The sequence below is a fragment of the Micromonospora sp. WMMA1363 genome (assembly GCF_030345795.1).
In the GTDB taxonomy this organism is placed as follows: Bacteria; Actinomycetota; Actinomycetes; order Mycobacteriales; family Micromonosporaceae; genus Micromonospora.
On the sequence record NZ_JAUALB010000001.1, the window covers coordinates 3,319,770 to 3,335,539 of the forward strand.

A 15,770-nucleotide genomic window follows, 5' to 3' on the forward strand; every position below is an offset into this window, starting at 1 on the left:
AGCTGAGTCCCCTTTCTGTGGTGGTCAGCGGCTTTCATCCCCTGGCGCATCGCCATACCCGCCGGGTCCCGCCGACCCGGTGGCGGTGGCGGTGGCGGTGGCGGTGGCAAGGATTGCGGGGGTGAGGTGGTAGCGGCGGAGGAGAAGGGTGGCCGTGGCGACCAGGAGAGCGGGCAGGACCGTGAAGCCGACGAGGATGCCGAGCCGGGCACTGTCCGGTTGGGTCGCCGCCGCGCCGGTGTCCGAGGTGACGTACCCGCTGAGCTGGAGCACCAGCCCGAAGATGCCCGGGCCGAGAGCCAGGCCGAAGGTCTCCCCGGCGGTCCACACGCCCGTGAAGACTCCTGCTTGCCGCCGGCCGGTGCGCGCCTCGTCGTAGGCGATGCAGTCGGGCAGCATGGCGAGCGCGAAGACCTGCTGGCCCGCGTACCCGACGCCGACCAGCGCGACCAGCAGGTAGATCCCGACGGCGGGGAGTACTTCGGCGGCGACCATGGCCAGCGCGCCGGCGGCGAAGATCAGTGACGCGGCGACCAGCCCGACAAGCTTGCCGAATCCCCGGCCGACCCGGCTCCACACCGGCATGACCAGCAGCGCAGGTCCGACGAAGCAGACGAACAGGACGGTGGGCCCGCCCTCGGGGTCGTTCAGGATCTGGGTGGCGAAGTAGTCCACCCCGGCCAGGATCGTCGCCACTCCGGCAGACTGGATCACGAAGCAGAGCAGCAGCGCGCGGAACGCCCGGTTGCGGCCGGCGACCGCGAGCTGCGCGCGCAGCGTCGGCTCGTTCTCCCCGACCGTGCCGGCCGGCGCGGAGCGGGTACCGAGGAATGCGCCGACCGTGCCCAGCACGATCAGCCCGGCGACGAAGAGACCCATCCAGCGGTGCCCGGCGAGGCCCCCACCGGCCGCGTCCCGGACCAGCGGGGCCACCGCGCCGGAGACCAGGATGGCCAGTGCCAGCACGGCGATCCGCCAGGTCATCATCCGGGTACGTTCGGTGTAGTCGCTGGTCAGCTCGGCCGGCATTGCGACGTACGGGACCTGGAAGAAGGCGAACGCGGTGGCGGTGGCGAGAAAGGCCAGCGCCACGTAACCGCCGGCCGCCGCCCCGCTGCCGAACGGCGCGGCGAAGATGGCGGCGAAGAGCACACCGAGCGCGAGACCGGCGCCCAGCAGGTAGGGCCGGCGGGCGCCCCACCGGGAGCGGGTCCGATCGGAGATCCGCCCGGCGACCGGGTTGATCAGCACGTCCCACGCCTTCGGCAGCAGCACCAGCAGGGCCGCCACACCCGCCGCGACGCCCAGCGTGTCAGTCAGGTACGGCAGCAGGAGCAAACCTGGCACGGTGCCGAACGCACCGGTGACCAGCGAGCCGAGCGCGTACCCGGCGTGCACCCGACGCGGCAGCGGCCCGGACGCGCCGCCCGCTCCCGGCCCGCCGGTCGCGGTCTCGGCGGAGCCGCTGGCGGTCGATCCGGGGACGGATCCGCCGGGCGGGCCGGCGGCGGACGAACCGATTCCAGCCGTCGGCATGTCCATGGCGACGAATGTTACTCACGTTATGGCGGAGATCACACCCCCTCTTCCGGCGACCAGCTCGCCGCCGGCATCCGCACCCCCGCACCGCGCAGCGGCGTTCCCTCGGCGCGCAGCCGCGCGTGCGCCTCCCGCTCATGCCCCGGTGGCAGCCGCCCGGCCGAGTTCACGACGCGGTGCCACGGCACCCCGCCGCCGTGCCGCGCCAGGATCGAGCCGACCAGCCGCGCCGACGACCTCCCGGAGCGCTCGGCCAGCGCGTCGGCCACCGCCCCGTACGACATCACCCGGCCGGGCGGGATGCGCTCGACCAGCTCCAGCACCGCCTCGACATACTCGTCAGGTCCCACGACGCGTCACGATATGGGAACGCGACGAGGCGACGCGCCACCGACGACGCAGAATGGGCGGGTGCGCGACATGGTGACGGCGGCCCGGCGGGTGGTAGTCAAAATCGGATCCTCGTCGTTGACCACCACCTCGGGCGGTCTGGACGACCGGCGGGTCGACACGCTCGTGGACACCCTCGCCGCCCTCACCGGCCACGGTCGGGAGGTCGTGCTGGTCTCCTCCGGCGCGATCGCCGCCGGGCTCGCCCCGCTGGGGCTGGCCCGCCGCCCCCGCGACCTGGCCACCCAGCAGGCTGCCGCCAGCGTCGGCCAGGGCATGCTGATCGGACGGTACGCCGTGGCCTTCGCCCGGCACCGGCTCACCGTCGGGCAGGTGCTGCTCACCGTCGACGACGTCACCCGACGGGCGCACTACCGCAACGCGTACCGCACCCTGCGCAAGCTGCTCGACCTGCGCGCCGTGCCGATCGTCAACGAGAACGACACGGTCGCCACCGAGGAGATCCGGTTCGGCGACAACGACCGGCTCGCCGCCCTGGTAGCCGCGCTGGTCGACGCCGACCTGCTGGTCCTCCTCTCCGACGTCGACGCACTCTGGACCGGTGACCCGACCCGACCCGGCTCGGCCCGGATCAGCGACGTGCGCGGCGAGCACGACCTGTCTGGGGTGACGATCGGCGGAGCCGGCCGGGCCGGGCTCGGCACCGGCGGCATGGTGACCAAGGTGGAGGCGGCCCGAATCGCGACCGGCTTCGGCATCCCGGTCGTGCTCACCGCCGCCCGCCTGGCCGGCGAGGCGCTGGACGGCGAGCCGGTCGGCACCCTCTTCCACCCCAGCCGACGGCGCCCGGCCGCCCGGCTGTTCTGGCTCGCCCACGCCACCGCGCCGCGAGGTCGCCTGCACCTGGACCCGGGCGCGGTGCAGGCCGTGGTGGGCCGACGCAAGTCGCTGCTGCCAGCCGGGATCACCGCCGTGGACGGCGCGTTCACCGCCGGCGACCCGGTGGACCTGGTGGACACCGAGGGCGCACCGGTGGCCCGGGGGCTGGTCAACTACGACGCGGTGGAGCTGCCCGGCCTGCTCGGACGCTCCACCTCCGAGCTCGCCGCGGCCCTCGGCCCGGCGTACGAACGGGAGGTCGTCCACCGCGACGACCTGGTGTTGTTGTAAGCAGGGCCCCCGCTTGACGCCCGTGCGCCAAGCGGGCCCTTCCTGACACGTCGAGGAGTGAGCGATGAGCGTCGTTGAGCAGGCTCGGCGGTCCCGGACCGCGGCCGAGGCCCTCGCGGTCGCCACGCGGACCACCAAGGACACCGCGCTGCACGCGATGGCCGACGCGCTGGTGACGCGTACCCCGGAGATCTTGACCGCGAACAGCACGGACCTGGCGGCCGGGCACGAAGCCGGGCTGAGCACGGCCGTGCTGGACCGGCTCGCCCTCGACGAGGGGCGGGTCGCCGGCATCGCCGACGCGTTGCGCCAGATGGCCGCGCTGCCGGACCCGGTCGGTGCGGTCGTCCGCGGCTCCACCCTGCCCAACGGCCTGGAGCTGCGGCAGGTCCGGGTGCCCTTCGGGGTGGTCGGCATCATCTACGAGGCTCGGCCGAACGTGACCGTCGACGCCGCCGGCATCTGCCTGAAGTCCGGCAACGCGGCGCTGCTGCGCGGCTCGTCCTCCGCCGCAAGGTCGAATGCCGCGCTGGTCGCCGTGCTGCGCGAGGCGGTCGCGTCCGCCGGCCTGCCGGCGGACGCGGTCCAGCTGCTCGACGCCACCTCCCGCGACTCGGTCAAGGAGCTGATGCGCGCGCGAGGCCTGGTCGACGTGCTGATCCCGCGCGGCGGCGCGTCCCTGATCCGCACCGTGGTCGAGGAGTCGACGGTGCCGGTGATCGAGACCGGGGTGGGCAACTGCCACGTCTACGTGGACGCCGCCGCCGACCTGTCGAAGGCGGTGGCGGTCACGCTGAACGCGAAAACGCAACGCCTCTCCACCTGCAACACGGCCGAGTCGCTGCTGGTGCACGCCGCCGTCGCGGACGCCTTCCTACCGCCGATGCTGGCCGCGTTCGCCGGGGCCGGAGTGACCGTACACGGCGACGACCGGGTCGCCCGGTTCGCCGACGCGGTCGTGCCGGCGACCGAGGAGGACTACGCGACGGAGTACCTGTCCGCGGACATCTCGGTCGCCGTCGTGGACTCGCTGGACGCGGCGGTGGCGCACATCCGGCGGTACGGCACCGGGCACACCGAGGCGATCGTCACCGATTCCCAGTCGACCGCGCGGGAGTTCGTGGCCCGGGTGGACGCGGCGGCGGTGATGGTCAACGCGTCCACCCGATTCACCGACGGCGGTGAGTTCGGCTTCGGCGCCGAGATCGGCATCTCCACGCAGAAGCTGCATGCCCGTGGCCCGATGGGCCTGCCCGAGCTGACCAGCACCAAGTACGTCGTCACCGGCGACGGCCACCTGCGCTGAGGGACGGAGGGCCCCTCCTTGGCGCCTCGCGCGGAGGGGGCACCGGCTTGACAGCCGCCAGTCAGCGGCAGGCGCGGATCCCGGTGAGCGTCGCGTGCACGTCGAACTGGTGCCCGTCGTCGCTCTCCCAACCGCCGTCGCTGCGCTGCGTCTCGGCCAGCCGGCGACGGGCGCGCACCAGGATCCGGTCCTGCTCGTCGACACCGACCCGGCGCAGGGTCGCGGCCAGCCATGCGACGTTGGTCGGGGACATGTCGGCGATCCGCTCGGCGAGCGCCACCTGGATGCGCGCCGACTCGTGGAACATCTCCTGTCGGAACAACACCGCCGCGCTCAGCCACCCGGCGGCGAGGAACGACGGCCAGGTCCCGTCCGGGTTCAACCGGCCCACCAGGGAGAGCGCCGCGGAGTGCACGACGCCCGCGTACACCCCGCCGACCCGGTCGTCCAGCGGCCCGGCCGCCCGCGCGTCGAGCCCGGCGACGGTCAGCCAGAAGGCCGCGTTCGCCGTCAGGTAGAACCCGGCCTCCGGGTCACCCGGCCGGGCCCACTCAGGGGCGGCCTCCGCCAGCGCGGCGTCCTCCTCCCAGCCACCGTCCGGCAGCTGGCGGAAGGCGAGCCAGTCGAGCGCCCGTCGGGCCGCGGGCCGGCCGAGCGCCCCGAGGTCGTCCAGCTCCGCGAGGCGGAAACAGGTGGCGTCGACGGACGGCACCTTCCCCTCCAGGTACGCGGGCCAGCCGCCGTCCGGCAGCTGGCCGCCCTCGACGACGTCGAGCACGTCCGCATCCGGCGGTGTGCCGGTGCGCAGCCGGCTGAGCCGGGCGCGGTCCACCGTGTCCCCGTGCGCCACCACGAAGCCGATTGCGGCGTCAATGTCCACCACAGCGGACACGCTACCTGTGCAAACGTCCGCTCGGCCCGGTGGATCGGCCACCCGACGCCACCGCACGCGGCGGACGCCCGACGTGGTAGGAAGGGGCCCCCTTCCCCTACCGGTGCGTCACGAGGAAGCCGCCTTCCGCACGCTCAGTAGGCCGGCAGGGACGGGTCGATCTGCTTGATCCAGGAGAGAACGCCACCCTGGAGGTGCACCGCGTCCCGGAAGCCGGCCGCCTTCAGCGCGGCCAGCGCCTCCGCGGACCGGACGCCGGACTTGCAGTGCAGCACGATCTGCTTGTCCTGCGGGAACGTCGCCAGCGCCGCGCCGGAGATGATCTCGCCCTTGGGGATCAGGGTGGCGCCGGGGATCCGGACGATCTCGTACTCGGCCGGCTCGCGGACATCGATCAGGAAGACGTCCTTCCCGGCGTCCTGCCACTCCTTGAGCTCCCGCGCGGTGATGGTCGAGTCGACCACCGCCTCCTGGGCCTCGACCGACACCGCCCCGCAGAAGTCCTCGTAGTCCTCCAGCAGGTCGGTGACGCTCGGGTTCTCGCCGCAGAGGACGCAATCCGGATCTTTCCGGACCTTGATCTTACGGTAGGTCATCTCCAGGGCGTCGTAGACCATCAGCCGGCCGACCAACGGCTCCCCGACGCCGGCGAGCAGCTTGATCGCCTCGTTGACCTGGATCGAGCCGATCGACGCGCAAAGCACACCCAGCACGCCACCTTCCGCGCAGGACGGCACCATTCCGGGCGGCGGGGGCTCCGGGTAGAGGCAGCGGTAGCAGGGACCGTGCTCCGCCCAGAAAACCGACGCCTGGCCGTCGAACCGGTAGATCGAGCCCCAGACGTACGGCTTGCCGAGCAGCACCGCGGCGTCATTGACCATGTACCGGGTGGCGAAGTTGTCGGTGCCGTCGACGATCAGGTCGTACCCGGCGAAGATCTCACGGACGTTGTCCCGGTCCAGCGCGGTGTCGTGGATCTCCACGTTGACCAGCGGGTTGATCTCACGAATGGAGGCGGCGGCCGACTCGGCCTTGGACCGGCCAACGTCGGAGACGCCGTGGATGATCTGGCGCTGAAGGTTGGACTCGTCAACCGTGTCGAAGTCGACGATCCCCAGCGTGCCCACCCCGGCGGCGGCCAGGTACATCAGGGCCGGCGACCCGAGCCCGCCGGCGCCGACGCAGAGCACCCGGGCGTTCTTCAGCCGCTTCTGACCCTCGACGCCGACATCCGGAATGATCAGGTGACGCGAGTAGCGGCGGATCTCGTCAACGGTCAGCTCGGCGGCGGGCTCGACGAGCGGGGGCAGCGACACGGTGGACTCCCCGGGATCGGCGGTGGTGAACCGGGCCATTGTCGCTCGCCCGGCGGCCGGTCAGCCATGAGGAGGGACACGTGGCCGCACCGTGGGATCGGGAATAAGCGCGCTCGGATCCCCGGGACGGGCTCGGGTCCCGCACCCGGATGCTCCGGCTGGTTGACGTCAGACCGGCGGACCCGAGTACCGCTGCCCGCCGCGGTACGGCCAGGGGTTGGCGACGCAGCCGTCCAGGAAGAGTGTCTGCTGCATCATCACCGGCGCCGGCCGCCCGGCGCCCGGACACCGTTCGTGCCGGTTGCCCAGTTGGTGCCCGACCTCGTGGTTGACCACGTACAGCCGGTAGACCGACAGCGGCACCTTCAGCTCCACGAAATGCGGCACGGACAGCCGCCAACGGTCCAGGTTGATGATGACCTTGCCCGGCGCCCGGCAGGAGGTGTAGGGCCGGCCTCCGATCCGGATGTCCACGCCGCCCGCGAGGCACATCCGGGCAGCCGTCTGCGCCGTGGCCAGGTAGACCGTGAAGTCGTGGGCGGCGCCGCCCGGCACCTGCTGCAACCGCAACCGGCCGCTGTCGACCCAGCCCCCCGGACCGGCGAGCGCCGTCGTCACGACGGCCGCGACCTCGGCCGGGTCCTCCCCGGCTCCGTTCTCCACGGCGACCCGGTACCGGCGCATCGCGCCCGCCTCACCGAGCAGCGGGCCGGAGCGGTCGTCGTACCCGAAGGTGCCCCGCCCGACCGACGGCACCGGCCCAGGGGCCTGGTAAACCGGCGGCGCCGACGGTGACGCCGCGACCGTCGACCGGGACGGGCTCGGGGCAGCCCCCGTCGCCACCGGCGACGAGGACGGGCTCGCGGCGGTGACCACCTCCGCACCGACGTCCGCACCACGTTGGTCGATCACCACCGCCACCGCCGCGACGACCGCCAGCACGAGCGCCGCCGCCTGCCCCACCCGGTGTGACCGACCGCCCCGGCTCGGACGGCGGTGCCGTCCCGCGCCGGCGGGACGGAGCTGCCCCGAGGCACCGGATCGGACGGTCGCCGGGACAGCCGTACGGCTACCGGGCCGCGGACTCGGCGGAGTCGCTGTCCGGCCACCCGCGTACAGGGTCGGGCGACCACCGGGCCGTCCGGACTCCGGCGGCGCCGCACGGCCACCGGCCGGTTGATTGGTCGGCGCCGGAGCACGGCCCTCCACCCGCAGGGCCGGCGGAATCGCGGCGGTCCGGGGGTGCGGGAGGGAACTGCGGTTGCTTCGGGTGGCGGGCATCCCGTTCAGCCTGCCATGTCGGGTCGCATGGCGCTCTCCCCCGTTTCGGCTAGCAGGGCCAGGACGGCGCGGGCGACCAGGCGCGGCACCTCCAGCTGGGCGACGTGACCAACCCCGTCCAGGATCATCAGCCGGCTGTCCGGGATCACCCGTGCGGTCTGCGGTGCGACCCGCACGTCCACCAGACGGTCGTGCCGCCCACCGACTACCAGCGTCGGTGCCCGGACCGCACGGGCCAGCCGCCACAGCGACCCGGAGCCGGGCAGGTAAGACCGAAGGAAGCTGGAGACCAGCCCCCGAAACGTCCGCACGTACGCGGCGGCGTAGTGCGTCGCCTCGTATCGGATCCGGATCTCCTCCAGTGCCTCCCGCCGGCGCTGCTCGCTGATCCGGCTCAGGTCGGCGACGCACGCCTCCATCACCTGCTGGGCCATCGCCTCGGGCGCACGTTGCGCCAGCCGCCAGGCAGCCAGCCGCTCGCCCCGGGGGATCGCCAGCAGCGGCAACATCCGACCCTGCAACGAACGCCGGACGTCGAGGAACGGCAGGGCGGGCGAGATCAGGGTCAGGGTCCGGACCAGGTCCGGACGGACGGCCGCCAGCTGAACCGAGACCGCTCCACCCAAGGAGTTGCCGAACAGGTGCACCGGGCCGCGCCCCGAGTGCTCGATCCAGCGGATCACCCGCTGCGCGAACGAGGAGATCGTGTAACGACGGCCCGGCTCGCTGCGGCCGAAGCCGGGCAGGTCGATGGCCTGCCCGTCCAGCCGGCCGGCGAGCAGGCCGGCCAGGTCGGTCCAGTTCTGTGCTGACCCCCCGAGGCCGTGTACGTAGAGTGCGGGCTCCGCGCCCGGCACCGTCGCCGGGGTCTCGCGCACGTAGGTGACGGTGCCGTCGAGGCGTACCTCCCGGCCGGGCCAGGGGGGTGGAACGCAGTGATCGGGAAGCAGGTCGTCCGGCCAGAGGGTGGCGCGCTTCATCACCTCAGTCTGCCCGCGGCGACGGTGACCGACAGTGCAAACGACGGGTGCCGGCGGCGGCCGTACCGGCCGCTGGTCGGCCGCTCAGGCCAGCAGCGCCTCGAGGCGGCGGTTCACCGCGGCGAGGGACGCCCGCACGACGGCCTGCCGGGGGTCGCCGGCGACCAGCGCGGACCCGGCGAGCTGCTCGACCCAGCCGTCGCAGACGAGCAGGACCACGACCGTGGCCACCTCGCAGTTGCCGAACGGCAGCACAGCGGCGTGCTCGACGAAGCAACGCCCCCGATCCGAACCCGGCCCGGGCATTCGCAACAACTCGTCCACGGCGGCGGCGGCGGCCACCGCGCACAGCCGCAGCACGTACCCGTCGACCGCCGGACCGGTGGCGTAGCCCACCGCGGGCGACCCGGCGGCCACCAGGCGGACCTCCACGGTGGCGTCGAGCCCGAACGTGCTGACCTGCACGTGGTCGATCACCACCCGGGGCCCCAGCCGGCCACCGGTGTCGAGCGGGCGGGACGGCGCCGTCTCCGTCGTGGTGACCTGCCCCCCGGTGTACGACGTGCCGGCCGCCGGGTTGCCGGCGGCCCCGACCGTTCCCGGCTCGTCGACGGCGGCCCGGCCCCGGTGCGGCCCGCCGGGCTGCTGCCGGCGGCGCGCGGGCTCCGGCAGGAGCGTGTCCGGCCGCTCGGTACGCGACGGCAGGGTGTCCTGCCGTCCGGCGGGCGACCTGCCGCCGAGCACCCGGGGCTCGGCGGCCCCGGCCCCGGGCTCGGCACCGGCCGGCTCGGCCGGCCGGCCACGGGCCGGAGGTGCCGGCGTGGCAGACATTCCGGGCACGTTCTGCGGGGCGGCGGCAAGGCCCATCCGCTCCTGGAGAAGGCGGGCGACCTGCCGACTGACGTCGGCGGGGTCGGCACCGTCGGCGAGGTCGAGCCGGAGGCTGTGCGCCCCGGCGGGGGTACGGCGCAGTGCGGCGTCCCGGACCCCGGCCACCCCGCGCACGGCGGCGAGGATGGCGTCCACGTCGAAGCCCTCGGGGCGGTCGCGCAGCGGGGCGGGCTCGTCGTCACGGCGGAGATGGGTCGCGATACGGGCGAGTTCCGGGGTCTCGGCGGGTGGCTCCACGGCTGGCGGCTCCGGCACGACGGGCACGTCCGGCTCGGCGGGGACGCGCTGCGGCAACACCGCCGACGCAGGATCCGGCGGCCGGTCGACGCCGACCGTCTCGGCCGTCGGCGCCGGGGCGGATCGGCGCGCCACGTAGGGGGGTGCGCTCGTCGGGGCGGGCGCGGGCGGGGTGCGGTCGCGACCACCGGCACCGCTCGTGGCAGGCGCTGTGCTGGACCCGCTCGTGGCGCGGCCGAAGGTGGTCGGTGGGTCCGTCGGAGCGGATGTCTCCGGACGGAGGCGGAACGGCCGACGGTTATCCAGCGCGGCGTCGTCCGGCTCGGGAACGCCGGTGACCGTTGCGGCGTACCCGGTCGACGCCGGGGGCGCGCTCGCCGGACGGGCCCAGACATACCCGTCGGCCGGCGGCGCCGGGGAGCCCACCGGCGCGGCAGGCCCGGCCGGCTGGTCGTGGAACGGCCGGACGCCGGACCGGCGTCCGGGCTCGGCGCCCGTCTGGTAGGGCTCGGCGCGCACCGGCTCGTACGCCTGGTGCGGCTCGGCCGGCCAGGCGGGCCGGTCCTCCCGTGTCCGGCGGCCCCCGGCCGGCTCCGCGTCGGTGGTCTCGGGCTCCGGGCGTGCCCGGCGGCCGCCCGACTCCCACCGGCCGTCCGGCTCGTCCGGTCCAGGCGGCACGGACTCCTCGCGCGCCCGACGGCCGGACGTCTCCGGCACGGTCCGGGTAGCGGGTGGCTCGAACTCCTCGCGCGCCCGACGACGCGACGTCTCCGGCTCGACCCGGGCCCATGGGGGCGCCCATTCGCTCCCCCAGCTCGGTCGGTTCCAGCTCGGGCCAGACCGGTCGGGCTCGGGCAGCGGTGCGCGATGGTCGACCATCGGTGCCGACCCCGGCTCCGCCGGGCCAGGACCGGGCGCCGCGGACCCCCGGTCGGCGTCGTCGGCGGCTCCGGGCACCCGGTCACCCGGAGCGGAGGCCCACCGGTTCGGGACGGGGTCGGCGCCGTAGGCCTCCCCGTCGGCGGCGGGGACGTTGCCGTCCTGCCGATGCTCCGCGCGGCCACCGACCCGGGGCTCGGCGGGTGACGGGTACGGATCATGGCGCGCCGGCTCGGACCCGACCGGCCCGTCCCAGCCGCGCGGCTCGTCCTGCGCCGAGGGCGGCTCCGGGGACCGGCCGGCTGCGGGTGCGTGCAGCCCGGGCGGCATCTCGAAGCCGCTGGCAGCCGTGCCCACCGGCGGAATCTGCACGGCCGGCGGCGCCGAGGTCGGCAATCCGGGCTCGGTCCAGCGGGGCGCCCGGCGGGCGGGCGGCTCCTCGGAGGCGTGCCGCGCGGGGCCCGACTCCGGCTCAGCCGGCCCGGGCGGCTGCTCCACGGCGGGCTCGGGGCGCGGGGCCGGCACCGCCAACCGGTCGCCGGGGTCCCGGTGGGGCTCGCCGGGCGGGCCGGGTGGGGCGCTCACCGGAGACGGACGGGTGGGTGGGGCCTCCGCGGGCGCCTGCGGGAAGCCGTTGACGTGGTGGCCGTTGACGTGGTTTCTCGGCGCACCCGCGGGCGCGCCGGTCAACGGGGCGGGCAGGTCACCGTGCGACGGGGAGGTGAAGGCCCAGCTGTCGGCAGGGTCGGACCACCGGCGCGGGGCGGTCTGGTCCGGGGGCCAACCGGCCGCCGGCGACGACCACCCGCCGCCGGCGCGGGAATGGTCCTCCTGCGGACCGATCCCCTCACCGTGCTCTCCCGGGGTGGCGGCACCGGGTTGCTCTGCTTCACTCACCGCGCGCTCCTTGGTCGCCCCCGCTGAGGCTACCGTGTGGTGACAGTGGCGATAAGTTACAGCGGCGGGCCAATTCCGCGACGGGCCAACAGGTCTTGACCGGTTCGGGTGATTGATGCCGGCTCGTACGAAGAACTCGGAGGTTCCCATGACCGCTGTGGGGAACGGTGCACAGACCGCCGGCCGGCCCACCCGCCTGCCCCGCTCCGCGCGCCGCAAGCAGCTGCTCGCCGCGGCCCAGGAGGTGTTCGTCGCCCAGGGGTACCACGCGGCGGCGATGGACGACATCGCCGAGCGCGCGGGAGTCTCCAAGCCTGTGCTCTACCAGCACTTCCCCGGCAAGATGGAGCTCTACCTGGCGCTGCTCGACACGCACTGTGACGCCATCGTGGCGAAGGTGCAGGACGCGATGCGCGGCACCACCGACAACAAGGAGCGGGTCAGTGCCTCGGTCCGCGCGTACTTCGACTTCGTGGACCACGAGAGCGAGGCGTTTCGGCTGGTCTTCGAGTCGGACCTGCGCAACGACCCGGCTGTGCGCCAGCGCGTCGAGCGGGTCGAGCAGGGCTGCATCGCGGCGATCACCGACACCATCATCTCGGACACCGGCGTGAGCCGGGCACACGCGGAACTGCTGGCGTCCGGCCTGGTCGGTGCCGCCGAGACCGCCGCCCAGTTCTGGCTGGCCAGCGGCCGACAGGTACCGAAGGCGGAGGCCGAGGCGCTGGTCGCGGCGCTCTCCTGGCGTGGCATCGCGAGCTTCCCGCTGCAAGGTGAGTCAGCCTGACCCTTACCCCGGTGATCGGATAGCCTTCGCACGGCGGCATTTTCGCCCCAGTTGAGGAGGCACAGTGGAGGTCAAGATCGGCGTGCAGTACGCGCCGCGCGAGCTGGTTCTGGAGAGCGCGCAGTCACCGGCCGAGATCGAGCAGATCGTGACCGACGCCATCGCCAACAACAGCGGCACACTCTCCCTCACCGACGAGAAGGGCCGGCGGGTGATCGTGCCGGTCGACAAGGTTGCCTACGTCGAGATCGCCGAGGCATCCCCCCGGGCGGTCGGGTTCACCGTCCGCTGAGCTGGCCGGGGAGCCGGGCCGGACGGTGCCTGCTCCGCACCACGGCAGGTGCCCACCCAACTGCCGTCGCCGCGCGGGTGGGTGGGCACCCTGCTGTGGCCTCCGGTCAGTTGTTCAGGCCGACGGCCGTCATCCGGGCGGTGTGCGCCGCGGTCAACCTGCGGAACAGGCCCGGCACGTCGGTCCGCTCCCCGCGGGCGATGAGTGCGGTCAGCGCGCCCCGGTCGGCGGACGCCACCCGCCCGGCCTGCGACAGGGCCTCGCCGACCAGCCGGCGCGCCCACATGGACAACCGGTTCGCCACCCGGGGGTCGGCCTCGACGGCGGCCCGGATCTCGGCTGCGGCGAAGTCCGCGTAGCGCGACTCATGCAGGACCTCCCGCACGAGTTGACGGTCCGGCTCGGCCAGCGCCCCGGCGATCTCCCGGATGAAATCGTCGGTGATGCCGTCGCCGACGTACGCCTTGGTCACCGCCTCGGTCCAGTCCTTCGGCTCGGTCGAGTCGTGGTACGCCTGCAACGGCTCCACGTACACCGCCATCGCGTCGTCGGGCAGCACGCCGAGCGCGCCGAGCCGCTCGGCGAGCCGCCGGTAGTTGCGGATCTCCGCCGCGGCCATTTCGCCCAGCGCCGCCCGCCGGCGCAGGTCGGGGGCGAGCCGCGCGTCGGCGGCCATCCGCTCGAAGGCGAGCAGCTCGCCGAGGGCCACCAGGCCAAGCAGGTCGACGAGCGCCGGATCGGTCGGGGCGGGATCGGTCGGGGCGGGATCGGTCGGGGCGGACACCAGCGCAGGGTACCTTCCGGCGGCGAACCACCAAAGATGTGATTGGCGCCATATCCGACCGCCCCTTGACGCGGTGCCGCCCCAGGAATCAGGACGGCGTCCAGGGGGTTCAGGTAGACTGGAACAGTTGCCGTGGGGCGCCAGCCGAATGTGGGGCTGGTCCGACTCTGGAACGGGTCCGATTTCTGGAGCTGGTCCGACTCTGGATCCGGTCTGACACCGAAGCTGGTCGGACTTTGCGTCCGGTCCGAAGTTGGAGCTGGTCGCAGTCGGTCCCACGGCGCGCGTGCGGCCCGGTCCGGCCCGGCACTCCGCCGCCGACCGTGTGGCCCGCGCCATACCGTCCGCGCCCTGAGGACTCAACGGGGCGCACCCACGAGAGGGCACCCCCACATCCAGATGAGCGAACTGACCCAGAATCTCATGGACGGCCGTGAACTGGCCGCCACCGCCCCGGTACGACCGGAGGCTCCCACGTTCGCCGAGCTGGGCGCGCGTCAGGAGACCACTGACGCGCTGGCCGCGGCCGGCATCACCCGCGCCTTCGCCATCCAGGAGTACGCGCTGCCGATCGCGCTGCGCGGCACCGACCTGATCGGCCAGGCGCCCACCGGCACCGGCAAGACGCTCGGTTTCGGCATCCCGCTGTTGGAGCGGGTCTTCGCCCCGGCCGAGGGGGGCGACGGCCAACCACAGGCACTCGTCGTTGTCCCCACCCGTGAGCTGGGCATCCAGGTCGCCAGGGACCTCCAGGCGGCTGGCAGCACCCGAGGCGTGCGCGTGCTGCCGATCTACGGCGGCGTCGCGTACGAGCCACAGACCGAGGCGCTCGGCAAGGGCGCCGAAATCCTGGTCGGCACCCCCGGCCGGCTGCTCGACCTGGCCAAGCAGAAGCACCTGCGGCTGGACCGGGTGCACGCGCTCGTCCTCGACGAGGCCGACCGCATGCTCGACCTGGGCTTCCTCGATGACGTCGAGAGGATCCTGGCGATGCTGCCGGAGGACCGGCAGACCATGCTCTTCTCGGCCACCATGCCGGACCCGATCGTCACGCTGTCGAGGCGTTTCCTGCGGCACCCGATCACGATCCACGCCGGGCACACCGCCGAGACCGGCCCGAACCCGCAGACCCGGCAGTTGGTCTACCGCACCCACTCGCTCAACAAGATCGAGATCGTGGCGCGGATCCTGCAAGCCGAGGGCCGCGGGCTGACCATGGTCTTCACCCGGACGAAGCGGGCCGCCGACCGGGTCGCGGAGGATCTGGACTTCCGCGGCTTCGCCGTGGCCGCCGTCCACGGCGACCTCGGGCAGGGCGCCCGCGAGCGGGCGCTGCGGGCGTTCCGCGCCGGCAAGATTGACACTCTGGTCGCCACCGACGTCGCGGCACGCGGCATCGACGTCTCCGGCGTCACCCACGTCATCAACTACGACTGCCCCGAGGACCAGGACACCTACACCCACCGGATCGGCCGTACCGGCCGGGCCGGGGCAAGCGGTGTCGCGGTGACCTTCGTCGACTGGGACGACATGCCGCGCTGGCGGATCATCGACAAGACGCTTGGTCTGGACCTGCCGGAGCCGCCGGAGACATACCACACGTCGCCGCATCTCTACACCGACCTGGACATCTCCACCGAGATCACCGGAACCCTGCCGACCGCCGAGCGGACCCGCGCCGGTCTCGCGGCCGAGGCCGAGGAAGATCTCGGTGGCCGGTCCCGCCGCGGTGACGGCCGGAGCTCGCGGCGCGGCGAGGGCCGGGGCCGCCGTCGCGCTCGGGGCGGTGACCCGGCCGCCGGGTCGGCCACCGAGGCGGCGACCGACACCGAGAAGCGCACGCCGCGCCGCCGCCGGCGCCGTCGGGGTGGCGAGGTGGTCGCGGGCGAACCGGCCGCGACGAGTTCCACCGAGGGTGGCGCCGGGGCGCCCTCCGCGTCCGCCGAGGGCGCCCCGGCACCGAAGCCGCGCCGCCGGCGGCGCCGTCGCGCCGGCGGTGGTTCCGGCGAAGGTACGCCGGCCGCGGCGACCGCCGACTGACAACCGCACGTCCGAACCGTCCCCCGCCGCTCTCGTCGGAGGGGGACGGTCGTGCGCTCCGGACCACCCGGCCGGCGCGCGGACGGCTCCGGGCGGTCACCCACCGGCGGAGCCGCACACCCACCGGG

13 protein-coding genes are annotated in these 15,770 nt (G+C 74.0%); 5 read left to right on the forward strand and 8 right to left on the reverse strand.

The annotated features are described in order from the left end of the window. Positions 1-24 precede the first annotated feature (24 nt). Positions 25-1,542 carry an MFS transporter gene (locus tag QTQ03_RS15355; RefSeq protein ID WP_289278633.1) on the reverse strand — a complete coding sequence of 506 codons (1,518 nt, stop codon included), beginning with the start codon at positions 1,540-1,542 and terminating at the stop codon, positions 25-27. A 32-nt stretch (positions 1,543-1,574) separates the two neighbouring features. Next, the gene (locus tag QTQ03_RS15360; protein WP_289278634.1) at positions 1,575-1,889 is read right to left on the reverse strand and encodes an MGMT family protein; all 315 of its coding nucleotides are present in this window, start codon (positions 1,887-1,889) and stop codon (positions 1,575-1,577) included. A gap of 13 nt (positions 1,890-1,902) precedes the next feature. Here QTQ03_RS15360 and proB point away from each other — a divergent pair, with 13 nt between their 5' ends. Together proB and QTQ03_RS15370 are read left to right on the forward strand one after the other, a co-directional pair. Then, positions 1,903-3,060 carry a glutamate 5-kinase gene (gene proB, locus QTQ03_RS15365; RefSeq protein ID WP_289278635.1) on the forward strand — a complete coding sequence of 386 codons (1,158 nt, stop codon included), beginning with the start codon at positions 1,903-1,905 and terminating at the stop codon, positions 3,058-3,060. 64 nt (positions 3,061-3,124) lie between these two features. Then, the gene (locus tag QTQ03_RS15370; protein WP_289278636.1) at positions 3,125-4,366 is read left to right on the forward strand and encodes a glutamate-5-semialdehyde dehydrogenase; all 1,242 of its coding nucleotides are present in this window, start codon (positions 3,125-3,127) and stop codon (positions 4,364-4,366) included. A 61-nt stretch (positions 4,367-4,427) separates the two neighbouring features. Here QTQ03_RS15370 and QTQ03_RS15375 read toward each other — a convergent pair whose 3' ends face one another. The 5 genes from QTQ03_RS15375 to QTQ03_RS15395 all read right to left on the reverse strand — a co-directional run bounded on the left by QTQ03_RS15375 (position 4,428) and on the right by QTQ03_RS15395 (position 10,842). Beyond that, entirely contained in the window at positions 4,428-5,315 is an 888-nt protein-coding gene (locus QTQ03_RS15375) for a prenyltransferase/squalene oxidase repeat-containing protein (RefSeq protein ID WP_289278637.1), read from the reverse strand. 77 nt (positions 5,316-5,392) lie between these two features. Next, complete coding sequence (gene moeZ / locus QTQ03_RS15380; RefSeq protein WP_289278638.1) at positions 5,393-6,613, reverse strand: adenylyltransferase/sulfurtransferase MoeZ; 1,221 nt, start codon at positions 6,611-6,613, stop codon at positions 5,393-5,395. 129 nt (positions 6,614-6,742) lie between these two features. Then, complete coding sequence (locus QTQ03_RS15385; RefSeq protein WP_289278639.1) at positions 6,743-7,537, reverse strand: DUF3152 domain-containing protein; 795 nt, start codon at positions 7,535-7,537, stop codon at positions 6,743-6,745. A 323-nt stretch (positions 7,538-7,860) separates the two neighbouring features. Next, positions 7,861-8,835, reverse strand: coding sequence for an alpha/beta fold hydrolase (locus QTQ03_RS15390; RefSeq protein ID WP_289278640.1), 975 nt, complete (start codon positions 8,833-8,835; stop codon positions 7,861-7,863). An 84-nt stretch (positions 8,836-8,919) separates the two neighbouring features. Then, a complete protein-coding gene (locus tag QTQ03_RS15395; protein ID WP_502889865.1) occupies positions 8,920-10,842 on the reverse strand; it encodes a hypothetical protein in 1,923 nt (640 codons plus the stop codon). Positions 10,843-11,887: 1,045 nt separating this feature from the next. Between QTQ03_RS15395 and QTQ03_RS15400 the strand changes: the two genes are divergently transcribed. Further along, the gene (locus QTQ03_RS15400) at positions 11,888-12,526 is read left to right on the forward strand and encodes a TetR/AcrR family transcriptional regulator (RefSeq protein WP_289278641.1); all 639 of its coding nucleotides are present in this window, start codon (positions 11,888-11,890) and stop codon (positions 12,524-12,526) included. Between the two features lie 64 nt (positions 12,527-12,590). Continuing rightward, the gene (locus QTQ03_RS15405; protein WP_289278642.1) at positions 12,591-12,818 is read left to right on the forward strand and encodes a DUF3107 domain-containing protein; all 228 of its coding nucleotides are present in this window, start codon (positions 12,591-12,593) and stop codon (positions 12,816-12,818) included. 106 nt (positions 12,819-12,924) lie between these two features. Here QTQ03_RS15405 and QTQ03_RS15410 read toward each other — a convergent pair whose 3' ends face one another. Beyond that, a complete protein-coding gene (locus QTQ03_RS15410) occupies positions 12,925-13,602 on the reverse strand; it encodes a ferritin-like fold-containing protein (protein WP_289278643.1) in 678 nt (225 codons plus the stop codon). Between the two features lie 399 nt (positions 13,603-14,001). Between QTQ03_RS15410 and QTQ03_RS15415 the strand changes: the two genes are divergently transcribed. Continuing rightward, positions 14,002-15,642, forward strand: coding sequence for a DEAD/DEAH box helicase (locus QTQ03_RS15415; RefSeq protein WP_289278644.1), 1,641 nt, complete (start codon positions 14,002-14,004; stop codon positions 15,640-15,642). Positions 15,643-15,770: the final 128 nt, after the last annotated feature.

Coding starts and splice junctions, on each gene's coding strand:
- QTQ03_RS15355 (WP_289278633.1), bottom strand. CDS start 1,542: ATGGACATGCCGACGGCTGGAATCGGTTCGTCCGCCGCCGGCCCGCCC.
- proB (WP_289278635.1), top strand. CDS start 1,903: ATGGGAACGCGACGAGGCGACGCGCCACCGACGACGCAGAATGGGCGG.
- QTQ03_RS15370 (WP_289278636.1), top strand. CDS start 3,125: ATGAGCGTCGTTGAGCAGGCTCGGCGGTCCCGGACCGCGGCCGAGGCC.
- moeZ (WP_289278638.1), bottom strand. CDS start 6,613: ATGGCCCGGTTCACCACCGCCGATCCCGGGGAGTCCACCGTGTCGCTG.
- QTQ03_RS15390 (WP_289278640.1), bottom strand. CDS start 8,835: ATGAAGCGCGCCACCCTCTGGCCGGACGACCTGCTTCCCGATCACTGC.
- QTQ03_RS15395 (WP_502889865.1), bottom strand. CDS start 10,842: ATGGTCGACCATCGCGCACCGCTGCCCGAGCCCGACCGGTCTGGCCCG.
- QTQ03_RS15400 (WP_289278641.1), top strand. CDS start 11,888: ATGACCGCTGTGGGGAACGGTGCACAGACCGCCGGCCGGCCCACCCGC.
- QTQ03_RS15415 (WP_289278644.1), top strand. CDS start 14,002: ATGAGCGAACTGACCCAGAATCTCATGGACGGCCGTGAACTGGCCGCC.